General features: G+C 59.1%; 23 protein-coding genes. 9 read left to right on the forward strand and 14 right to left on the reverse strand.

Translation table 11 applies throughout. The features are described from left to right. Nucleotides 1–32: 32 nt before the first annotated feature. Together ACEN8R_RS15880 and ACEN8R_RS15885 are read right to left on the reverse strand one after the other, a co-directional pair. Nucleotides 33–1,262, reverse strand: coding sequence for a winged helix-turn-helix domain-containing protein (locus tag ACEN8R_RS15880; protein WP_018930022.1), 1,230 nt, complete (start codon nucleotides 1,260–1,262; stop codon nucleotides 33–35). 64 nt (nucleotides 1,263–1,326) lie between these two features. After that, nucleotides 1,327–1,542, reverse strand: coding sequence for a DUF1127 domain-containing protein (locus tag ACEN8R_RS15885; protein ID WP_018930023.1), 216 nt, complete (start codon nucleotides 1,540–1,542; stop codon nucleotides 1,327–1,329). Between the two features lie 96 nt (nucleotides 1,543–1,638). Between ACEN8R_RS15885 and ACEN8R_RS15890 the strand changes: the two genes are divergently transcribed. Then, nucleotides 1,639–2,493: a LysR substrate-binding domain-containing protein gene (locus ACEN8R_RS15890; protein ID WP_018930024.1), complete on the forward strand. Its 855-nt coding sequence runs from the start codon at nucleotides 1,639–1,641 to the stop codon at nucleotides 2,491–2,493. On the opposite strand, the gene ACEN8R_RS15895 is transcribed toward ACEN8R_RS15890, so the two are convergent. Then, entirely contained in the window at nucleotides 2,483–3,217 is a 735-nt protein-coding gene (locus ACEN8R_RS15895; protein WP_081626569.1) for a sulfite exporter TauE/SafE family protein, read from the reverse strand. The two genes, ACEN8R_RS15890 and ACEN8R_RS15895, sit on opposite strands and share 11 nt — an antisense overlap. A 124-nt stretch (nucleotides 3,218–3,341) precedes the next feature. On the opposite strand from ACEN8R_RS15895, the gene ACEN8R_RS15900 reads away from it, so the two are divergent. The 3 genes from ACEN8R_RS15900 (at nucleotide 3,342) to ACEN8R_RS15910 (ending at nucleotide 5,516) form a co-directional block, all read left to right on the forward strand. After that, nucleotides 3,342–4,298, forward strand: coding sequence for a LysR family transcriptional regulator (locus tag ACEN8R_RS15900; protein WP_007940004.1), 957 nt, complete (start codon nucleotides 3,342–3,344; stop codon nucleotides 4,296–4,298). Between the two features lie 69 nt (nucleotides 4,299–4,367). After that, a complete protein-coding gene (locus tag ACEN8R_RS15905) occupies nucleotides 4,368–4,829 on the forward strand; it encodes a MarR family winged helix-turn-helix transcriptional regulator (protein WP_026286713.1) in 462 nt (153 codons plus the stop codon). 267 nt (nucleotides 4,830–5,096) lie between these two features. Beyond that, nucleotides 5,097–5,516 carry an organic hydroperoxide resistance protein gene (locus ACEN8R_RS15910; RefSeq protein ID WP_018930027.1) on the forward strand — a complete coding sequence of 140 codons (420 nt, stop codon included), beginning with the start codon at nucleotides 5,097–5,099 and terminating at the stop codon, nucleotides 5,514–5,516. A gap of 73 nt (nucleotides 5,517–5,589) precedes the next feature. On the opposite strand, the gene ACEN8R_RS15915 is transcribed toward ACEN8R_RS15910, so the two are convergent. Both ACEN8R_RS15915 and earP read right to left on the reverse strand, forming a co-directional pair. Continuing rightward, nucleotides 5,590–6,159, reverse strand: a complete 570-nt coding sequence (locus tag ACEN8R_RS15915) for an elongation factor P (protein WP_007940000.1) — start codon at nucleotides 6,157–6,159, stop codon at nucleotides 5,590–5,592. A gap of 48 nt (nucleotides 6,160–6,207) precedes the next feature. Continuing rightward, nucleotides 6,208–7,350: an elongation factor P maturation arginine rhamnosyltransferase EarP gene (earP, locus tag ACEN8R_RS15920; protein ID WP_032834260.1), complete on the reverse strand. Its 1,143-nt coding sequence runs from the start codon at nucleotides 7,348–7,350 to the stop codon at nucleotides 6,208–6,210. A gap of 124 nt (nucleotides 7,351–7,474) precedes the next feature. On the opposite strand from earP, the gene ACEN8R_RS15925 reads away from it, so the two are divergent. Together ACEN8R_RS15925 and ACEN8R_RS15930 are read left to right on the forward strand one after the other, a co-directional pair. Then, nucleotides 7,475–7,873, forward strand: coding sequence for a hypothetical protein (locus ACEN8R_RS15925; RefSeq protein ID WP_007939998.1), 399 nt, complete (start codon nucleotides 7,475–7,477; stop codon nucleotides 7,871–7,873). 14 nt (nucleotides 7,874–7,887) lie between these two features. After that, on the forward strand, nucleotides 7,888–8,370 hold the full coding sequence (locus tag ACEN8R_RS15930) for a GreA/GreB family elongation factor (RefSeq protein ID WP_018929794.1): 483 nt from the start codon (nucleotides 7,888–7,890) through the stop codon (nucleotides 8,368–8,370). Nucleotides 8,371–8,383: 13 nt separating this feature from the next. On the opposite strand, the gene cysB is transcribed toward ACEN8R_RS15930, so the two are convergent. The 5 genes from cysB to ACEN8R_RS15955 form a co-directional block, all read right to left on the reverse strand. Next, the gene (cysB, locus tag ACEN8R_RS15935) at nucleotides 8,384–9,358 is read right to left on the reverse strand and encodes an HTH-type transcriptional regulator CysB (RefSeq protein WP_007899921.1); all 975 of its coding nucleotides are present in this window, start codon (nucleotides 9,356–9,358) and stop codon (nucleotides 8,384–8,386) included. 113 nt (nucleotides 9,359–9,471) lie between these two features. Continuing rightward, nucleotides 9,472–9,975, reverse strand: a complete 504-nt coding sequence (locus tag ACEN8R_RS15940) for a universal stress protein (protein WP_007939995.1) — start codon at nucleotides 9,973–9,975, stop codon at nucleotides 9,472–9,474. A gap of 96 nt (nucleotides 9,976–10,071) precedes the next feature. Further along, nucleotides 10,072–10,977, reverse strand: coding sequence for a 5'-nucleotidase (locus ACEN8R_RS15945; RefSeq protein WP_018929795.1), 906 nt, complete (start codon nucleotides 10,975–10,977; stop codon nucleotides 10,072–10,074). A 23-nt stretch (nucleotides 10,978–11,000) separates the two neighbouring features. Beyond that, nucleotides 11,001–11,957 carry a putative 2-dehydropantoate 2-reductase gene (locus tag ACEN8R_RS15950; protein ID WP_495624204.1) on the reverse strand — a complete coding sequence of 319 codons (957 nt, stop codon included), beginning with the start codon at nucleotides 11,955–11,957 and terminating at the stop codon, nucleotides 11,001–11,003. Continuing rightward, complete coding sequence (locus ACEN8R_RS15955; RefSeq protein WP_026286693.1) at nucleotides 11,954–12,340, reverse strand: thioredoxin family protein; 387 nt, start codon at nucleotides 12,338–12,340, stop codon at nucleotides 11,954–11,956. The genes ACEN8R_RS15950 and ACEN8R_RS15955 overlap by 4 nt, the downstream gene beginning before the upstream one ends. On the opposite strand from ACEN8R_RS15955, the gene ACEN8R_RS15960 reads away from it, so the two are divergent. Together ACEN8R_RS15960 and ACEN8R_RS15965 are read left to right on the forward strand one after the other, a co-directional pair. Continuing rightward, a complete protein-coding gene (locus tag ACEN8R_RS15960; protein WP_081625788.1) occupies nucleotides 12,339–12,782 on the forward strand; it encodes a PilZ domain-containing protein in 444 nt (147 codons plus the stop codon). The two genes, ACEN8R_RS15955 and ACEN8R_RS15960, sit on opposite strands and share 2 nt — an antisense overlap. A 189-nt stretch (nucleotides 12,783–12,971) precedes the next feature. Continuing rightward, nucleotides 12,972–14,048, forward strand: coding sequence for a 3-deoxy-7-phosphoheptulonate synthase (locus tag ACEN8R_RS15965; RefSeq protein WP_018929799.1), 1,077 nt, complete (start codon nucleotides 12,972–12,974; stop codon nucleotides 14,046–14,048). Nucleotides 14,049–14,113: 65 nt separating this feature from the next. Here the strand turns inward: ACEN8R_RS15965 and ACEN8R_RS15970 are convergent, their stop codons facing one another. Then, nucleotides 14,114–14,395: a GNAT family N-acetyltransferase gene (locus tag ACEN8R_RS15970; RefSeq protein ID WP_007939987.1), complete on the reverse strand. Its 282-nt coding sequence runs from the start codon at nucleotides 14,393–14,395 to the stop codon at nucleotides 14,114–14,116. Between the two features lie 629 nt (nucleotides 14,396–15,024). Between ACEN8R_RS15970 and oprI the strand changes: the two genes are divergently transcribed. Further along, a complete protein-coding gene (oprI, locus tag ACEN8R_RS15975; RefSeq protein ID WP_003172710.1) occupies nucleotides 15,025–15,276 on the forward strand; it encodes an outer membrane lipoprotei OprI in 252 nt (83 codons plus the stop codon). Between the two features lie 123 nt (nucleotides 15,277–15,399). On the opposite strand, the gene ACEN8R_RS15980 is transcribed toward oprI, so the two are convergent. The 3 genes from ACEN8R_RS15980 to ACEN8R_RS15990 all read right to left on the reverse strand — a co-directional run bounded on the left by ACEN8R_RS15980 (nucleotide 15,400) and on the right by ACEN8R_RS15990 (nucleotide 17,459). Beyond that, entirely contained in the window at nucleotides 15,400–16,371 is a 972-nt protein-coding gene (locus ACEN8R_RS15980; protein WP_018929800.1) for a L,D-transpeptidase family protein, read from the reverse strand. Between the two features lie 132 nt (nucleotides 16,372–16,503). Then, the gene (locus tag ACEN8R_RS15985; protein WP_007899882.1) at nucleotides 16,504–16,797 is read right to left on the reverse strand and encodes a hypothetical protein; all 294 of its coding nucleotides are present in this window, start codon (nucleotides 16,795–16,797) and stop codon (nucleotides 16,504–16,506) included. Nucleotides 16,798–16,853: 56 nt separating this feature from the next. Then, complete coding sequence (locus ACEN8R_RS15990; RefSeq protein WP_018929801.1) at nucleotides 16,854–17,459, reverse strand: arylesterase; 606 nt, start codon at nucleotides 17,457–17,459, stop codon at nucleotides 16,854–16,856. Nucleotides 17,460–17,463: the final 4 nt, after the last annotated feature.

Genomic DNA, 17,463 nt, shown 5'->3' on the forward strand with positions numbered 1-17,463 from the left:
CGGGGATCCGACTTGCCCGCAAAGGCGCCATTTCAATCACTGCCACTTTGAACCAACGCCCCCCGCAACCGCGCCGCACTCGCCCGCGGGCAATTCAGCTGAACCCGCTCGAGCCCCAACCAGTCCGCCATCCGCCGCAGATTGACCGCCAACGCCAGCATCCCTTCATCATCCAGCCCCGGCTCTTCCTCATGCACGGCATGCACCGCCAACCGGCCCGACGCTCGTTCGGCTCGCAAGTCGACCCGCGCAGCAATCCGCTCATTGTGCAAAAACGGCAAGACGTAATAGCCGTAGACGCGCTTATGCTGCGGCGTATAAATCTCCAGCCGATAACGGAAATCGAACAATCGCTCGGTACGGCTGCGCTCCCAGATCAACGAATCGAATGGTGAAAGCAGCGCACTGGCCTCGACCTTGCGCGGCACTTTCGGCTCAGCCAGGCAATAAGCCGGTTGCCGCCAGCCTTCAACTCCACAGACCAGCAGCTTTCCGCCCTCGACCAGTTCCGCCAGACGCGGCCGGCTGTCTGCCGGGCTCAAGCGAAAATAGTCCCGCAGGTCCTTTTCCGTGCCGACACCCAACGCCGTGGCCGCATGCAGCAATAACCCGCGCTGGGCTTCGGCTTCACTGAGCAAGGGCTGCTGCAGAAGCGCCGAAGGAATCACCCGTTCCGGCAAATCATAAAGCCGTTCGAACCCGCGCCGGCTGGCCACGGTCACTTCACCGGCGGCGAACAACCATTCAAGCGCATGCTTTTCAGCGCTCCAGTCCCACCACGGCCCTGCCCGTTCCTGACGGGTCGACAGGCTGCCCGCCCCCAGCGCACCGAGCTCCTGGACCGACGCTAAAACACGGTGAATCGTGTCCTGCTGCTCACGACCGAAACGCGCCAGTTGCTGGTAGATATCTTCGCCACGGGCTGCGCGCTGCATGCGCCAGCGCATCAAGGGGTACATCGACAACGGTAATAACGAAGCTTCGTGGCCCCAATACTCGAATAACGTGCGCCGGCGGCCCTGACTCCAGGCAGCCTGATCGAGCAAGTAGGTTGAATAATTGCCAAGACGGGAAAACAAGGGAAGGTAGTGCGAACGCACCAATGCATTGACCGAATCGATCTGCAGAATGCCGAGCCGTTCGATCAGCCGGTTGAGCTGAACCGGTTTGATCGCCGCCGGCGGCTGGCGCCCGTTGAACCCTTGGGCAGCCAGCGCCAGACGCCGAGCCTGTTTGAGGGAAAAGGACAGTGTGGCGGGCATGAGCATCTCCTTGTCTGCTCGCAACCTACCTCACCCGAAAGTGGTTTGTGTAGCGATGGCATCATCATTTGTGCATCGGATCATCCCAGAACGGTCTTACTGCCTCATGCTCCACATCTGCGCGGCTCACGCCGATATCCTTCAGTGCTTCGTCGCTCAAGCTCGCCAGTAATTCACGTTCACGGTGAAGTTCGTACCAGCGACTAAACTTGTGCAGCAGATCGGATACCGCGTGGATTGAGAATTTTTGTTCCGTTACATGCTCGTTGTGACCTTTCATCGTGTAGCCCTCCTTTAGGGATGGATCCAGTCTCGCCGCAGCGCTAAGATCAATCCAACGAATGTTTCTGATGGCATACATCTCGGAGATTGATGAATGTCCGCCTACCCCAGTATCGACACCGATGTACTGCGCACCTTCGTCGCGATCGCTGATCAGGGCGGCTTTACCCGCGCCGGGGAAATGGTCAACCGCACCCAGTCGGCGGTGAGCATGCAGATGAAACGTCTGGAAGAAGACGTGTTGCAGCGCCAGCTGTTCGAACGCGACGGGCGCCAGGTCAAGCTGACCGCCGAAGGCCAGGTGTTGCTCGGCTATGCGCGGCGCATCCTCAAACTCCACAGCGAAGTCTTCAATACCCTGCGCGAGCCGCACATGGTCGGCACGGTGCGCATCGGCACACCCGACGATTACGTGATGCGCTTTCTGCCGGGCATCCTGTCGCGCTTCGCGCAGTTCTACCCGCTGATCCAGATCGAGGTTCATTGCGAATCGACCCGGCAACTGTTGCAGCGCCAGGACCTGGACCTGTCCATCGTCACCCGCGAGCCGGGTAACGAGATCGGCCAGTTGTTGCGCAAGGAGCGTTTTGTCTGGGCCGAGGCCCAATGCTTCAACGCCCACGAGCAGACGCCGCTGCCGCTGGCGATGTTCAATAGCGATTGTTTCTGCCGTGCCTGGGCGTGTAATGCGCTGGAAGCCATGGGTCGCGATTATCGCATTGCCTACAACAGCTCCAGCCTGTCGGCATTGATGGCAGTGGTCAGCGCGGGGCTTGCGATCACCGCGCAACTGGAAAGCCTGATCACGCCAGACATGCGCATCCTTGGCGCCGACGAAGACCTGCCGCTGTTGCCGGAAGCCAGCATCATGCTGATCCGCAACCTGAACAACCCTTCACCGATCACCGAATGCCTGGCCGAGCACATCGTCGAAGGCTTCAAACTTTAAAGGCGAGCATCACCGCGCAGCACACCAGAAACCCACAGAACAGCCCGCGCAACAGCCGCTCCGGCAGTGCGTGAGCGATTCTCACGCCCCAACTGATGCTCATCAATCCACCGACCGCCAAGGGAATACCGATCGCCCAGTGCACCTGATGGTGCACCGCATAAGTCGCCAACGTGACGCCCGTGCTCGGCAATGCCAGTGCCAGCGACAAGCCCTGGGCAACCACTTGGCTGGTACCGAACAGACTGGTCAACACCGGCGTGGCCACCACCGCCCCACCCACGCCAAACAACCCGCCCATGGTCCCGGAAGCCGCGCCGAGCACACCCAGCCACGGCCATGAATAATGCATCTGTGAAGACGCCGGCGCAGTGGCGGTGAACATTCGCATCAGGTTGTAGGCCGACAGCGCGACCAGGAACGCGACAAACCCCACGCGCATGGTTTGCGCATCGATGCCCACCGCCCAGATCGAACCGATCCAGGCGAAGCAGAATCCCATCGAAGCCAATGGCAGCGCATGACGCAATTCGATGCGATTGCGCTGGTGATAACGCCATAGCGCCAGCATCACGTTCGGCACCACCATCACCAGCGCCGTGCCTTGGGCGACCTGCTGATCGAGACCGCACCACACGCCAAGCAGCGGAATCGCCACCAACCCGCCACCAATGCCGAAGAGCCCGCCGAGGGTGCCCATGGCGGCGCCAAAAACCAGGTACATCACGAACTCAATCACAGGCGGTTTCCTCTTGTCAGGCCGCTCATCCTACGCAGTCGGCTCTGGCAGGGAAACGCATAGCAACGCACAATGGCTGTGCCAAATTCGCATAAGCGTTAATGAAGCCATGAACCCCAATCAATTGACCGAACAACTCGGGCTGTTTCTGGATGTGCTGGAAACCGGCAGTTTTTCCGCTGCATCCCGCCGTCATCCCCTAACGCCATCGGCGGTGGCGCGACGTATCGATAGCCTGGAAAGCGCCGTCGGCAGTCAGCTGTTCATTCGCAGCACCCACGCGGTGCGGGCTACCCCGGCAGGCTTGGCCTTTGCCGAGCGCGCGCGGCGGATCGTCGCGGAACTGCGGCTGGCGCGGGCGGAAGCGGTGTCCCTGAGCAATGCGCCGGAAGGCTTGATTCGGGTCGATGCGCCGGCAGCGTTCGGACGACGCCATCTGGCACCGGTGATTGCCGACTTCCTGACCCTTTACCCCGGCCTCGACGTGCAATTGCACCTGATCGACAGCTTTGTCGACATGCAGGGTTCGAACCTGGGCAAGGTCGACCTGGTGCTGCGCGCCGGGCAAATGGCCGATACCCGGCTGGTGGCCACGCCGCTGGCGAGCATGGTGCGCATCGCCTGCGCCAGCCCCGATTACCTGCAACGCCGTGGCGTGCCGACCGAGCCGGCGCAATTGGTCGATCACGACGGCCTGGATTGGGACGGCCTGGCTCCCCCGTTCGCCTGGCGCTTCGAGCGGGATGGGCAGATGCATTTGCACCGGCCTGCGCGAATCCGCATGAGCGCCAACAACGCCGAGGCGCTGGTCTGCGGCGCACTGGCCGGGCTGGGTGTCGCGCATCTGCCGACCTGGCTGGCCAGTGAATATTTATTGCGCGGCGAACTGCTGCCGCTGTTCTGCGAAAAAGGTCTGCCAAAACCGGAAAGCACCGGTATTTATGCGTTACGCCTGGAGCAGCAGCCCAGTTCGCGTAGCCGCTTGCTGCTGGAATACCTGAAGACCCGTTTCAGCCCCATTCCACCGTGGGATCTGGCGCTGCAAACCAACCTGGACCGCCACTAGTCCATAATTATCTGGCGCATTAAAGATTCGCCCGCTAGATTCATGACGATCACTGATCAAGGCTTTGAAATGAACACCGAGCGCGACACCCCGGACAACTGCGATAACCTGCTGCTGGATAATCAGGTCTGCTTCGCCCTGCATTCCACTTCATTGCTGATGACCAAGGTTTACAAGCCGCTGTTGCAAGCGCTGGGCCTGACGTATCCGCAGTACCTGGCAATGATGGTGTTGTGGGAAAAGGACGGATTGACGGTCGGCGAAATCAGCAGCCGACTGCTGACCGATCCCGGCTCCCTCACCCCGCTGCTCAAACGCCTGGAAGCCGAAGGCCTGCTGAGCCGCACCCGCAGCCGCGAAGATGAACGGGTGGTGATTGTCGAACTCACCGAGCAAGGCCATGCGCTGCGAGACAAAGCGCGCGATATTCCGCAGTGCATCCTCGGCGCCAGCGGGCAGACGCTGGAGCAGTTGAAGAAGCTGCAAGCGGATCTCCAGGAGCTGCGCAGCCACCTGCAAGACAGCCTTTAGACCGCGTTATCGTTCTTCGCGGGCAAGTCGGATCGCCCGCGAAGGCGTCCTCCCCCGTCGCAAAAAAATTCACTTCGCATAAATCCCGCACGAAAGCCTCTATCTCAAGCATCTCCCGCCTGATCGAATCTCCAGGTGATGGGCAGGGTCAGTTTTTTTCAAAAATTTATCTTGCGCGCTAAATATTAGCGAGCTACATTCACTTCGCACTTACTTAGCGCGCAAACATTTAGCGCGAAACACCCAATCCGAAACGAGGCTCACACCATGCAAACTCTCTACACCGCAATCGCAACCTCCACCGGCGGCCGTGACGGTCGTTCGATCTCCAGCGACAACGTCCTCGACGTCAAACTCGCGACCCCGAAAGAACTCGGTGGCGCCGGCGGTGCGGCAACCAACCCTGAACAATTGTTCGCCGCCGGCTATTCCGCCTGCTTCATCGGCGCGCTGAAATTCGTCGCCAGCCAGACCAAACGCAAAATCCCCGACGACGCCTCGATCACCGCCCATGTCGGCATCGGCCAGATCCCTGGTGGTTTCGGCCTGGACATCGACCTGCACATCAGCCTGCCGGGCCTTGAACAAGCCGATGCACAAAGCCTGGTCGACGCCGCCCACCAGGTCTGCCCGTACTCCAACGCCACGCGTGGCAACGTCGATGTGCGCCTGCACGTTGCCGTTTAATCACTGATCTTGATCATTCGCCCACAAAAAAGCCCGACTCAATGGTCGGGCTTTTTCATTCCTCAAGCGGTGCTTATTTAGCACGGCCTTTGTAGGAACCGCCTTCGCGGGTATCGATCTCGATCATGTCGCCGATTTCGATGAAGTCAGCAACCGACAGCTCGGTACCGTTCTTCAGTTTGGCAGGCTTCATCACCTTGCCGGAAGTATCACCGCGAGCGGAGCCTTCGGTGTAGTCAACCTGACGCACGATAGTGGTCGGCAGTTCTACGGAAACCAGACGCTCTTCGAAGAAGATCGCTTCGCAAACATCGGTCATGCCTTCTTCAACGAAAGGCAGAACGGCTTCGATGTCTTCAGCGTTCAGCTCGTACATGGTGTAGTCAGTGGTGTCCATGAACGTGTAGGAGTCGCCGCTGATGAAGGACAGGGTCGCTTCTTTGCGGTCGAGGATCACGTCGTCCAGTTTGTCGTCGGCGCTGTAAACGGTCTCGGTCTTGTAACCGGTCAACAGGTTTTTCAGCTTGGTCTTCATGATCGCGCTGTTACGACCCGACTTGGTGAATTCAGCTTTCTGAACCAGCCAAGGATCGTTGTCGATACGGATCACCATACCGGGTTTCAGTTCTTTACCAGTTTTCATTGCGAATATCCGAATTTGGATGGGATTTACAAAAATCTAGGCCGCGTATCATATCCAATTTAGGTAAAACTGTACCAGCGCTGCGGCAAGATCTGCCTGCAAGGCTTGTTCCAGACACCACGCCTCGGCATGTTTTTCCAGTTCCGGCCAATGTTTGCGGGTTGATTTCCAGTACTCGCCCATTGTCTCACCTGCATTCCATGCCCGCCATAGACCGCTGATCGCCTCGCCAGCAGGTTTGGACAGGCCTTGGGTGTACAGGGTCAGGAAGGCGTCGAGCTTGTCCAGGTGGATATCTTCGTCCTGCCGATAGATGTGCCAGAGCATTGGCCGGCCTGCCCATTGCGCGCGAACAAAGGAATCTTCGCCGCGCACGGCGTTGAAATCGCAGCTCCACAGCAGCAGGTCATATTGATCCTGCCGGACGAACGGCAGCACTTGCACGGTCAGGGCATCGCGCACATGCACCGCGCCGGCCGTCAGCCCGTCCACTGCGAGCCAGCGTTCGACGTCGCCGAGAATCCGCCCCTCGGGCACCAACAGATGAGTGGGCGTCGAGTCGGCAGCCATGGCGTCGAGCCAACTGGCCAGCCCGTTATTCTCGTAGGCGAACAGCGAGATCAGCTGCGCATTCGGGGCGCGTTCAACCCCCAGGCCTTGCAGGAACTCTCGCTGAGCCTCGGGACTTTGCTGAAACTGCCGACGCCGCTCGAGCAATCCCCTCTCACGCAGCAAGCCACCGGTGCCCTTGCGAAAACCCGGGAAGAAAAAGAACTTCTGCACGTTCTTGTACTTCACCGACGGCAAGCCGTGACAACCGACGACCCAGTCTTCGGCGCTCAGATAATCGAGGTTCATCCACAGCGGCGGCTTTTCCCGCTCGGCCATGGCCTCCATATAAGCACTCGGCAACTGGCAGGCGAACGCGGCGATAACGACATCCGCGGCTTCGGTGGGTTGCCAGTGCGCTGACCACTGCCGCACCTCGACACCCTGCTGCCACTGCTGCGTAGCGTGGATGTCGATTTCTGGACACAACCGCTCGAAGGCCCGCAGGTCATCGACCCACAAGCGCACCGTCACTGAATGTTCGGCCACCAGTTGGCGGGCCAGACGCCAGGTCACACCGATGTCGCCGAAATTGTCGACCACGGTGCAAAAAATATCCCAGCGGGTTTTCATTTCAGGCATTCCAGGTTCCCGTTGGCAAAAGCGCCGATTGTCCGCATAAATTACCCCGCGCAGAAGAGCCGACGACGATTAATCTTCGTGCGACAATCGCCACTCGCCCGCGACCACCCGCCAGGAGGCAGTCATGCCCTACCGTCCCCACCCGCGCCGCTCCATGCCGATCCAGCTCAATGCGCTGCAACTGACCGGCAGCATCGCCCTCGGTTTGTGGCTGGGATTTATCGCGATCGCACTGACTTGCTGGCTCGCCTGGCGCCTGTTGTTCAACGAGCAATTGGCACCCTTGGCCCAGGCGGTGGAGCAACTGGCCAAGCCGCCGGTGATTGAACAACCCGCTGCGCAAAACCCGATGTTCGAACAGTACGAGGAACACCTGCGCAGGAACGATCAGCAGCAAATGGTGGAACAGGCCAGAAGTAGCAAACACAATCTGGCCAATCCAAAATGTCAGTTCTGGCTGCAACAGGACCAGACCGCGCCGAGCGAAAAAAGCCGCGCCAACGTCCTGCAATTCTGCGATTGATCATGAAGCTCTCTATGCACAAGCCGACCGTCCACCAACTGATTATCGACAAGCTGCGGATCGATCTCGACATCGCCGAGCGTGCCGCGCAAACCGCTTACGAAACCGCGACCCACGAAGAAAACATAGCCGAAAACAAGTACGACACCCTGGGGCTGGAGGCGTCTTATCTGGCGGCCGGGCAGGCCAGGCGAGTGGAAGAAATCAGGCTGTCATTGACCCTTTGCCAGAACCTGACACTGCGGCCTTATGACGAGCGGCGCGGCATCGAGGTCGGCGCCCTGCTCGGCCTGGAAGACGAAAAGGGTCGCGAACAATGGCTGTTCCTGGCCCCCGACGCAGCCGGATTGAAGATTGATCTGGTGGGGCAACTGATTACCGTCATCACCCCTCGTTCGCCGCTGGGTAAAAGCCTGCTGGGCAAGTTCGAAGGGGATGAAGTGGAGATTCTGGTGGCGGGCGCTCGGCAACAGTTTGCTGTCACCGAGGTGGTCTAGCGTCTGTTGACGCTTAATGGACCGGCAGTTCGACGCCGTCGAACAGCTCTTCCAGTTCCTGTTTGTTGTGGCACTGAATGGCCTTGGCCATCACTTCACGGGTCAGGTGCGGAGCGAACTTTTCGATAAAGTCGCACATGAAGCCACGCAGGAAAGTGCCGCGACGGAAACCGATTTTGGTAATACTGGATTCGAACAACTCGCTGGCATCGAGCACCACCAGGTCGCTATCGAGCTTGGTATCGACCGCCATTTTCGCCACGATGCCCACGCCCAGCCCCAGGCGAACGTACGTCTTGATCACGTCGGCGTCAGCGGCGGTGAACACCACTTTCGGTGTCAGGCCACGGTGGCTGAAGGCTTCGTCGAGTTTCGAACGGCCGGTGAAACCGAATACGTACGTCACGATCGGGTATTCGGCCAGGGCTTCGAGGGTCAGCTTCGACAGCTTGGTCAGCGGGTGGCCCTGAGGCACGACCACGCAGCGGTTCCAGCGATAGCACGGCATCATCACCAGATCACCGAACAGCTCCAGGGCTTCGGTGGCGATGGCGAAATCGACGGTGCCGTCCGCAGCCATCTCGGCGATCTGCATCGGCGAACCCTGGTGCATGTGCAGGGCAACGTCCGGGTATTGCTTGATGAAATTGCTGATCACCGGTGGCAATGCATAACGCGCCTGGGTGTGGGTGGTGGCGATCGACAGGGTGCCTTTTTTCTCGTTGGAGAATTCCTGGGCGATCTGTTTGATGCTTTCAACTTTGCGCAGGATCTCACCGGCAGTGGTGATGATGCGCTCGCCAGCCGGGGTAACGCGGGTCAGATGCTTGCCGCTGCGGGCGAAAACCTCGACCCCCAATTCGTCTTCCAGCAGACGAATCTGTTTGCTGATGCCCGGTTGCGAGGTGTAGAGGCTTTGGGCTGTAGCAGAAACGTTGAGGTCGTGGTGCGCCACTTCCCAGATGTAGCGCAATTGTTGAAGCTTCATATGAATCCCTCAAAGCAGGTAGACGCCACGGGCATCAGCGACGGTATATAACTATATTAATGGTTAGACCAATAAATCTAGAACTTTTTTGTCAAAATGCCATTATTCGTGTTCTAGCGATCCTCTTTGCGGCGACGCTCTACCAGCGGCACCAAATAGACCGGCACCCTGGCCAGTTGCAACACGCGCGCAGCGGTTCGACCCAACGGCGTTTCCGCGCCAGCACCATGGCTGTGACTCCCTACGATCAGTAAATCGACAGAGAGTTTCTGCGCCTGGTCGAGAATCACCTGCGACGGATCGCCCTGCAGCACCCGCACAGCCTGAATCCGCTGCAAATCCTGCTCTCCTTCATCCCCCAGCTCTTCGCGAAAGTTGTCGAGCACCCGTTGCTGAATATTGGCGATCACATTGTTCAGACCTTGACTGTGAAATTCGTTCAAGGCCTTCTCGTCGAGATAGCTTTGCAACACGGATTCGGCAAACAGCCCCATGGGCTCTACCGCGTGCACCACATACAAGTCGGCATTGAATGTTCGAGCCAGTTCCAAGGCATGCTGCATCACCAATGGTGCGTACAGACCCAAGTCAGTGGCATACAGCATCGAACGAATCATATGACCTCCTCAAATGCCAACATGGCGGAGATTGATTCAGCTTAGCAGTGCCGTGGCGAGTGCGGCGCCCGGCGCAACGTATTGAACCGCCGGGCTTTAAACCGACGGCTCGTTACTGATGCCATGGGGCACGTGCCCGGTGGCGACCACTTCGCGGGCCAGTTCGCAATGGCCTGCCTGATCGTCGAAAAATACGTCGGCGGCAAAGGCTTCGAGAAAAGCTGATTTGGTCAAGCCGCCAAGAAACAGCGATTCGTCCAGACGAATGTCCCATTCGCGCAAGGTACGGATCACCCGTTCATGGGCCGGCGCCGATCGCGCGGTCACCAGCGCGGTACGGATCGGACAGGCATCATCCGGAAACTCGCGCTGCAACAGATTGAGCGCCGCGAGAAAACCTTTGAACGGCCCGCCACGCAAAGGCTCGCGGGCCGCCTCACGCTCGCTGGCCTGAAACGCCGCCAGGCCTCCCGACTGATAGACCCGCTCCGACTCGTCGGAAAACAGCACCGCGTCACCGTCGAAGGCAATGCGCAATTCATCGCTGGCGGCGCGACTGGCACCGCCCGATAGAATAGTCGCTGCGGCGAATCCGGCCTCCAGCGCATTGCGCACATCTTCGGCATGGGTCGAGAGAAACAGGTCGCAACCAAAAGCCTTGAGGTACGGATAAGGACTGCGCCCGCCGACGAACGCCGCACGCGAGATCGACAGGCCATAGTGATGAATCGAGTTGAAAACCCGCAGGCCGGTGTCGGCGCTGTTACGCGACACAAGGATCACCTCGACCCGGGCACGGCCGAGACGGGTATTCAGGTTCAGGAGTTTTTCCACCAACGGGAATGCATCGCCGGGCTCGAGAATTTCGTCTTCGTGTTCGATCTGGTACTGCCGATAAGCCTCGACGCCGCTCGACAGATAGACCTTGTGGCTCTCGCTCAAGTCGAACAGCGCTCGCGAAGAAATCGCCAGCACCAGTTTGTCGTCTATGACATTTGCCATGCCCTTCCCCCTTCTTGACCGACTCAGTGGTTACGTCGGTCGATAAAACTCAAGCTGCGATACAAGGCCTCGATTCGCGGCCACTCACATCCCGCCGCCTTCGCCGCTGCCAGTGGCCGAGTGTAGATGGCGTCCAGTTCCAGCGGCCGCTTGTGCAGAAAATCGTGATGCATGCTCGGCCAGTAGTCGGGCATTTTCTCGGTCATCATGAACAGATAATCGGCGTAACCCGGCGGCATGTCATGACCGCAAGCCTTGGCCCCCTGAACCACTTCGGCCATCAAGGCCTGAATCAGCGCGCGGCTGTCGGCATCCGCCATCAACGGTGTGGTGCTGGCCCCGAGCAGCACCGACAGACCGTTGTAGGGAATATTCCAGACCAGTTTCTGCCAGCGCGCCTGCTGCAGATTCGGCATGGCCTGGGCGTCGATACCGGCCGTGCGGAACAATCCGGCGCCCTCCTCGACGATGTTCATGCGTACCTGTGCATCGGCGGCGGGGCCACTGTGGTAGCCGACATTCACCGCCCCCAGCGCTTGATGGGTGATGACCCCGGGGCCGGCGCGATGGACGCAGATCAGACAAAGCCCGCCCAGCAGGTGCAGCGAATCGGGGAGCAACTCGCGCAGATGGTCTTCGACATCCAGGCCATTTTGCAGCAACAGCACTTTGGCATCAGGTGCCGCGGCTTGAATAATGGCCGGTGCCAGGTCCGCGTTGCTGGTGGTCTTGGCGCCCACCAGCAGCCAGTCACAGGGCGGCATGTCGGCAGCCGACGAATAGGCCTGGACCGGGTTCAGGGTCAGCGGGCCCAACGACGCATGGTCAAGATGCAAGCCGCGTTCGGCCACCGCTGAAAACTCGCTGCGCAACAGAAAATGCACATCGAAGCCGGCACGCGCCAGCATCAGCCCGTAGAAACCACCGATCGCGCCGGTACCGATAATGCCGATTGTCGGCTTGGCCACTGTGCCTGTCATGGCAGCTCCTCTGCTGGTCGATTCAACGCCTGCTCCACAGCCTCGTTGAGCGCTGTGCGGGTCAGGCGCGACTGTAGCGCCCCGAAATACTCACCGTCGCGCACCACAAACAGTGCCGGCAAATGAAAGACCCGATAGCGCTCAACCACCCCGCCATTGCTTCCGGCATCGATCCAGCACAGCCGATCGACCGCCAGTTCGAGCCTGGGCAACTGCTCGCGGGCAAAACGGCAACTGGCACAGCCGACGCTGGTAAATATCACCAGTGAAATGCCGCTCATTGCCAGCAACCGTTGGTCGGCGTCGAAATCGGTCAGTTCCGATTCGACCACTATACTGGGAGAAACAGTGTCAAGTGGCCGACACAGGGAGTCCGTGTTCATGAGACGTTATCTTCCTCATCCTGACGATGTGCCCGTCGAATTAACGTTGCTCAAACATGAGTGTATTTCGCGGCAAGAGCTGCACACTATCAGCCTCGGCGGCATGGCTTGCAATTACCACCGCGCGTGGCGCCACGGTACGGCGCTGGAAATACGCATGCCGACCCTGAACCCGGACTTGCGTTTCCTGGGTTATGTGGCGTGGTGCTTGCGACGCAAACGCGGCTATCTGGTGGGGATCGCCTTCGTCGACGAACAGACGCTGTTTTGCGCGCGGATGGGTGAGCAGATCTGCCAGATCGAACGTTACTGCCGTCAGCATGAACCCCAAAGCCAACAGCAGAACAATGAGACCCTGGCCCTCGAGTGGGTCCAGCAGCACGCCGACGAGTTCTCCCACGATACGGTCAGCAAGGCATTTGCGCAGCCAATGGCCGGTTAGGGTGCATTCCCCATCAGTTTCCCCGCCACGGTGGGGGAAACTGATGGGGAATGCCCATTAAACCGGTGTCTGCCCATTGTCGAGCCACGGTGTAACGCGCTAAGGTTCTGCTCCCCGACGCGCTTAATTTGCTGTGCTCCGCCGCGCGGGTTCGCTGGCGGCCGGCACCCGTGACCTGACGAGTAAACGATGGCTGATTTACCGATCAACGACCTAAACGTCGCCTCCAACGAGACCCTGATCACTCCCGATCAGCTCAAGCGTGATATCCCTCTGAGCGACGCTGCCCTGCGCACCGTCACCAAGGGCCGCGAAGTCATTCGCAACATTCTTGATGGCACCGACCACCGCCTGTTCGTCGTGATCGGGCCGTGCTCGATCCATGACATCAAGGCTGCCCACGAATACGCCGAGCGCCTGAAAGTGCTCGCGGCCGAAGTGTCCGATACCCTGTATCTGGTCATGCGCGTGTATTTCGAGAAGCCACGCACCACCGTTGGCTGGAAAGGCTTGATCAACGATCCGTACCTGGACGACTCGTTCAAGATTCAGGATGGCCTGCACATCGGTCGTCAGTTGCTGCTGGACCTGGCCGAGATGGGCCTGCCGACCGCAACCGAAGCCCTCGACCCGATCTCCCCGCAATACTTGCAGGACCTGATCAGCTGGTCGGCTATCGGCGCACGCACCACCGAATCCCAGACGCACCGTGAAATGGCTTCCGGCCTGTCTTCGGCCGTCGGCTTCAAGAACGGCACCGATGGCGGCCTGACGGTGGCCATCAACGCCCTGCAATCGGTTTCCAGCCCGCACCGTTTCCTGGGCATCAACCAGGAAGGTGGCGTATCGATCGTCACCACCAAGGGCAACGCCTATGGTCACGTGGTACTGCGCGGTGGCAACGGCAAGCCGAACTACGATTCGGTCAGCGTCGCGCTCTGCGAGCAAGCGCTGAAAAAGGCCAACATCAAGCCGAACATCATGGTCGATTGCAGCCACGCCAACTCCAACAAGGATCCGGCCCTGCAACCGCTGGTGATGGAGAACGTCGCCAACCAGATCCTCGAAGGCAACCAGTCAATCATCGGCCTGATGGTCGAAAGCCACCTGAACTGGGGCTGCCAGGCAATCCCGAAAGACCTCGCCGACCTGCAATACGGCGTGTCGATCACCGATGCCTGCATCGATTGGACTGCCACTGAAAACACCTTGCGCAGCATGCATGCCAAGCTCAAGGACGTATTGCCTAAACGCAATCGCAGCTGATCGCCGTTTCGCGCATAAAAAAACGCCAGGTTTGAACCTGGCGTTTTTTTATGCGTTGGTTTTGCTCACAGCTTGGCAGCATGCCGCTGATGACGCTCCATGTAGCGCTCCACGTAGGAGCACGATGGAATCACCGTGTAGCCCATTTCATCAGCATATTGCAGCGCCTGCTCGGTCAAAGCCGCCGCAATGCCGCGACCACGCAACGCGTTGGGCACAAAAGTGCGATAAATATCCAGGGTCTGTTTTCCCAGATCCATATAGGTCAGGTAGGCACGATAACCGTCCACAGTGGTCTCGAACTGATGACCAGCCTGGTCATGGTGGATGGACAACGCCTCGCTCATCACTACTCCTCGCGGGTCTTTAATTCTGACCCCTACCTTACCGATGTTTTTCCGGCGAAGGAACAACTACGCCACCCCGTGCCTGAATGGACACCGAGAGAGCCGCACCAATCTCGCGCAACCGAGCACGTATCAAATAGTAGGCACCATTGGCAAAAATGCTCAAGGGACGCTCGTCATTGTGCATCGGGTGGCGGGTGTTGCCGCGGATTACGCAGGAACGGCTCGACCGAACGGGTCAAAGCCTGAACATTGCCGGATATTGAGACTTAAGACGAGCGCCCTTTGTTTAAGTCACCTCAACATGGATAAAGATATGCGAGCGGCTGCGCAAAATTCGAACACAAGTGTAGACAAACCCATCTAGACGGACTTTGGGCAAGACCAAAAAACAGCCGCCGGGCCAGGGAACTTTTTCCCAACGGCTCGCTCAGTTCGGGCCTCGTAGCTGGATATTTTTTATACAACGCAGTTAAAAGTTGCTCGAAAAAGAATCAACGCCTACAATTTTTTTTGCTTCTTGCGCTACGTCAGTTTACTTACTACAAGTAATGGGTAGTATGTACGCCGGCTATTTCCTCACTCTGAGGAGACAGCTACTTAATAGAAAGTCCTTGAAGGGGAACACGATGAACAACGTTCTGAAATTCTCTGCTCTGGCTCTGGCCGCAGTTCTGGCTACCGGTTGCAGCAGCGTATCGAAAGAAACTGAAGCACGTCTGACTGCTACTGAAGACGCAGCAGCTCGCTCCCAAGCTCGTGCAGACGAAGCTTACCGTAAAGCTGATGAAGCTCTGGCTGCTGCTCAAAAAGCACAACAGACTGCTGACGAAGCTAACGAGCGTGCTCTGCGCATGCTGGAAAAAGCTAGCCGCAAGTAATAATCCTTCGGGATTGTTATCAAGCCGATCCATTTTTTGGGTCGGCTTTTTTATTGCCTGAGGTTTCTGCAGGCCATAAAAAACCCGCCGATGCGGCCTGCATCGGCGGGTTGCTTTAACGCGTTACTGCTGCAGGTCGATCGGCGCACTCGAGACCATCGGTGCCGACGTATTCGGCACGGCGATTTCCACCGGCAGGCCATCCTCAGCGGCGACCACGTCGCGCACTACATCCCAGTTCATGCGCAAGTTGTTGGTGATGTCCTCACGCTTGAGCATCGCATTGATCACGGCGGTGTGCTTGTCGACCACCGAAGGGTTGCCCTTGTCATCCAGCGGCGTGTGCGCTTCCAGATAAACCTTGCCGCCACTGAGGCCGAACTTGTACGGATCGTTGAGGATGCGAACCGACGTCCCTACCGGCACCATGCTGGCCATTTCCAGCACGTTGTTGTTGAACATGCGGAAGCAACCGTGGCTGGTACGCATGCCAATGCCGAACTTCTTGTTCGAACCGTGGATAAGGTACCCCGGAGTGCCCAGGGTGAATTTGAATGGCCCCAGCGGGTTATCCGGGCCGGCCGGCACTACGTTCGGCAGTGGGTCGCCATCGGCGGCGTGCTCAGCCTTGATCGACGCTGGAGGGGTCCAGGTCGGGTTCGGCGTCTTGGCGACGATGCTGGTGTGGGCAATCGGCGAACCCCAGCCTTCACGGCCGATACCCAGCGGGAAGGTGTACACCACGTTCCGGCCTTTCGGGTAGTAGTAGAGGCGGTATTCAGCCAGATTGATGACGATGCCTTCACGCGGGCCAGGTGGCAGGATGAAGCGCGTCGGCAGGACGATTTCGGTACCGGCGCCCGGCAGCCATGGATCGACGCCAGGGTTGGCCGCGACCATTTCCAAATAGCCCAGGTCGTAGGTGGTGCCAAGGTCGGCGAAGGTGTCTTCGTATTTGGCCTTGATCACTTGCACCTGGCCGACAATGTCTTCACCGGGTGGTGGCAGGGGCAACTCCAATGCTGCAACGGGACCCGCCACGCAGAGCGCAGCAAGAGACAGGCAGCGGGTGACGGCGGGAAAGCGCGGCAACATCCGGAAAATCCTTCGCATGATCGACAAGGGTATAAAAACCCGATTGTACACCGCCGCCCGTTATTTCGGGGAGATGCAAGACCTGCGGCGAGGGGGATTACCTGTGGTGGAAGCTTTCCTGTGGCAAGGGAGCTACAGCTCGAACCGCAACTCAGGCCAGATCGGCGAAGTGCCGCGTTTTTGCGATTCCAGAATGGCCCGGCACAGCGAGCACAGGCGCTGGTCCTGGAAGACCGTGCGATCGACGCTCGACCAGCGTGGTTGCGCCGGCAACAGGCTGCCGCACAGGGTTCGGTCCGCCGAGCCGCCCAGTTCCAGCTGACGGGTCACCAGATGCACCCGCACTTCCTGGCAGGCGAACAGATCCAGCTGTTCGTCAGGCTCGATCAGTTGATAGGCAAAAAGGGACCAGGCGGGACGCGGCATCGGGGCCTCCAAATCGGGGGCGCCACCTTAGCCGAAACGCCGCCGCTAGAAAAGCGTCAAAGCAGCGGTTTCAGTGTCGGCCAGACATTTTCCAGCAACTTGCCCTGAGCCCCCGCTGCCGGGTGCAGGCCGTCGGATTGCATCAGGTCTGGATGACCGCCCACGCCGTCGAGAAAAAACGGCACCAGCGGGATTTTTTTCTCGTCGGCCACCTTGGTGAAAGCCTCGGCAAATGCCTGGGTGTAACGCGCACCGTAGTTGGGCGGCAACTGCATGCCCAGCAGCAGTACCTTGGCACCACTGGCGCGGGAGCTGTCGATCATCGATGCAAGATTTTGTTGCAATTGTGTTGGCAGCATTCCGCGCAGTCCGTCATTGCCCCCCAACTCGAGGATAACCAGCTCAGGCTTATGCTCTGCAAGCAGCGCCGGCAGGCGTGCCCGGCCTCCGGCACTGGTGTCGCCACTGATGGATGCATTGACCACCTTATCGTCGAAACCTTCGTGCTTGAGCCGTTGCTCGAGCAACGACACCCACCCCAACCGGGTATCCAGGCCGAAACCGGCGCTGATACTATCGCCAACGATCAGGACTGTACCCGCCGCTGCGTTCTGGGCCATGCACATCAAGGCCAGGCCAGCACTCAAAAACCACACACGCATCGGA

It is taken from the genome of Pseudomonas sp. Pseusp15 (genome assembly GCF_059492165.1).

Bases quoted from the DNA above. Each gene is read 5' to 3' on its own strand.
- ACEN8R_RS15880 (WP_018930022.1), bottom strand. From the start codon at position 1,262: ATGCCCGCCACACTGTCCTTTTCCCTCAAACAGGCTCGGCGTCTGGCG.
- ACEN8R_RS15885 (WP_018930023.1), bottom strand. From the start codon at position 1,542: ATGAAAGGTCACAACGAGCATGTAACGGAACAAAAATTCTCAATCCAC.
- ACEN8R_RS15890 (WP_018930024.1), top strand. From the start codon at position 1,639: ATGTCCGCCTACCCCAGTATCGACACCGATGTACTGCGCACCTTCGTC.
- ACEN8R_RS15895 (WP_081626569.1), bottom strand. From the start codon at position 3,217: ATGTACCTGGTTTTTGGCGCCGCCATGGGCACCCTCGGCGGGCTCTTC.
- ACEN8R_RS15900 (WP_007940004.1), top strand. From the start codon at position 3,342: ATGAACCCCAATCAATTGACCGAACAACTCGGGCTGTTTCTGGATGTG.
- ACEN8R_RS15905 (WP_026286713.1), top strand. From the start codon at position 4,368: ATGAACACCGAGCGCGACACCCCGGACAACTGCGATAACCTGCTGCTG.
- ACEN8R_RS15910 (WP_018930027.1), top strand. From the start codon at position 5,097: ATGCAAACTCTCTACACCGCAATCGCAACCTCCACCGGCGGCCGTGAC.
- ACEN8R_RS15915 (WP_007940000.1), bottom strand. From the start codon at position 6,159: ATGAAAACTGGTAAAGAACTGAAACCCGGTATGGTGATCCGTATCGAC.
- earP (WP_032834260.1), bottom strand. From the start codon at position 7,350: ATGCCTGAAATGAAAACCCGCTGGGATATTTTTTGCACCGTGGTCGAC.
- ACEN8R_RS15925 (WP_007939998.1), top strand. From the start codon at position 7,475: ATGCCCTACCGTCCCCACCCGCGCCGCTCCATGCCGATCCAGCTCAAT.
- ACEN8R_RS15930 (WP_018929794.1), top strand. From the start codon at position 7,888: ATGCACAAGCCGACCGTCCACCAACTGATTATCGACAAGCTGCGGATC.
- cysB (WP_007899921.1), bottom strand. From the start codon at position 9,358: ATGAAGCTTCAACAATTGCGCTACATCTGGGAAGTGGCGCACCACGAC.
- ACEN8R_RS15940 (WP_007939995.1), bottom strand. From the start codon at position 9,975: ATGATTCGTTCGATGCTGTATGCCACTGACTTGGGTCTGTACGCACCA.
- ACEN8R_RS15945 (WP_018929795.1), bottom strand. From the start codon at position 10,977: ATGGCAAATGTCATAGACGACAAACTGGTGCTGGCGATTTCTTCGCGA.
- ACEN8R_RS15950 (WP_495624204.1), bottom strand. From the start codon at position 11,957: ATGACAGGCACAGTGGCCAAGCCGACAATCGGCATTATCGGTACCGGC.
- ACEN8R_RS15960 (WP_081625788.1), top strand. From the start codon at position 12,339: ATGAGACGTTATCTTCCTCATCCTGACGATGTGCCCGTCGAATTAACG.
- ACEN8R_RS15955 (WP_026286693.1), bottom strand. From the start codon at position 12,340: ATGAACACGGACTCCCTGTGTCGGCCACTTGACACTGTTTCTCCCAGT.
- ACEN8R_RS15965 (WP_018929799.1), top strand. From the start codon at position 12,972: ATGGCTGATTTACCGATCAACGACCTAAACGTCGCCTCCAACGAGACC.
- ACEN8R_RS15970 (WP_007939987.1), bottom strand. From the start codon at position 14,395: ATGAGCGAGGCGTTGTCCATCCACCATGACCAGGCTGGTCATCAGTTC.
- oprI (WP_003172710.1), top strand. From the start codon at position 15,025: ATGAACAACGTTCTGAAATTCTCTGCTCTGGCTCTGGCCGCAGTTCTG.
- ACEN8R_RS15980 (WP_018929800.1), bottom strand. From the start codon at position 16,371: ATGTTGCCGCGCTTTCCCGCCGTCACCCGCTGCCTGTCTCTTGCTGCG.
- ACEN8R_RS15985 (WP_007899882.1), bottom strand. From the start codon at position 16,797: ATGCCGCGTCCCGCCTGGTCCCTTTTTGCCTATCAACTGATCGAGCCT.
- ACEN8R_RS15990 (WP_018929801.1), bottom strand. From the start codon at position 17,459: ATGCGTGTGTGGTTTTTGAGTGCTGGCCTGGCCTTGATGTGCATGGCC.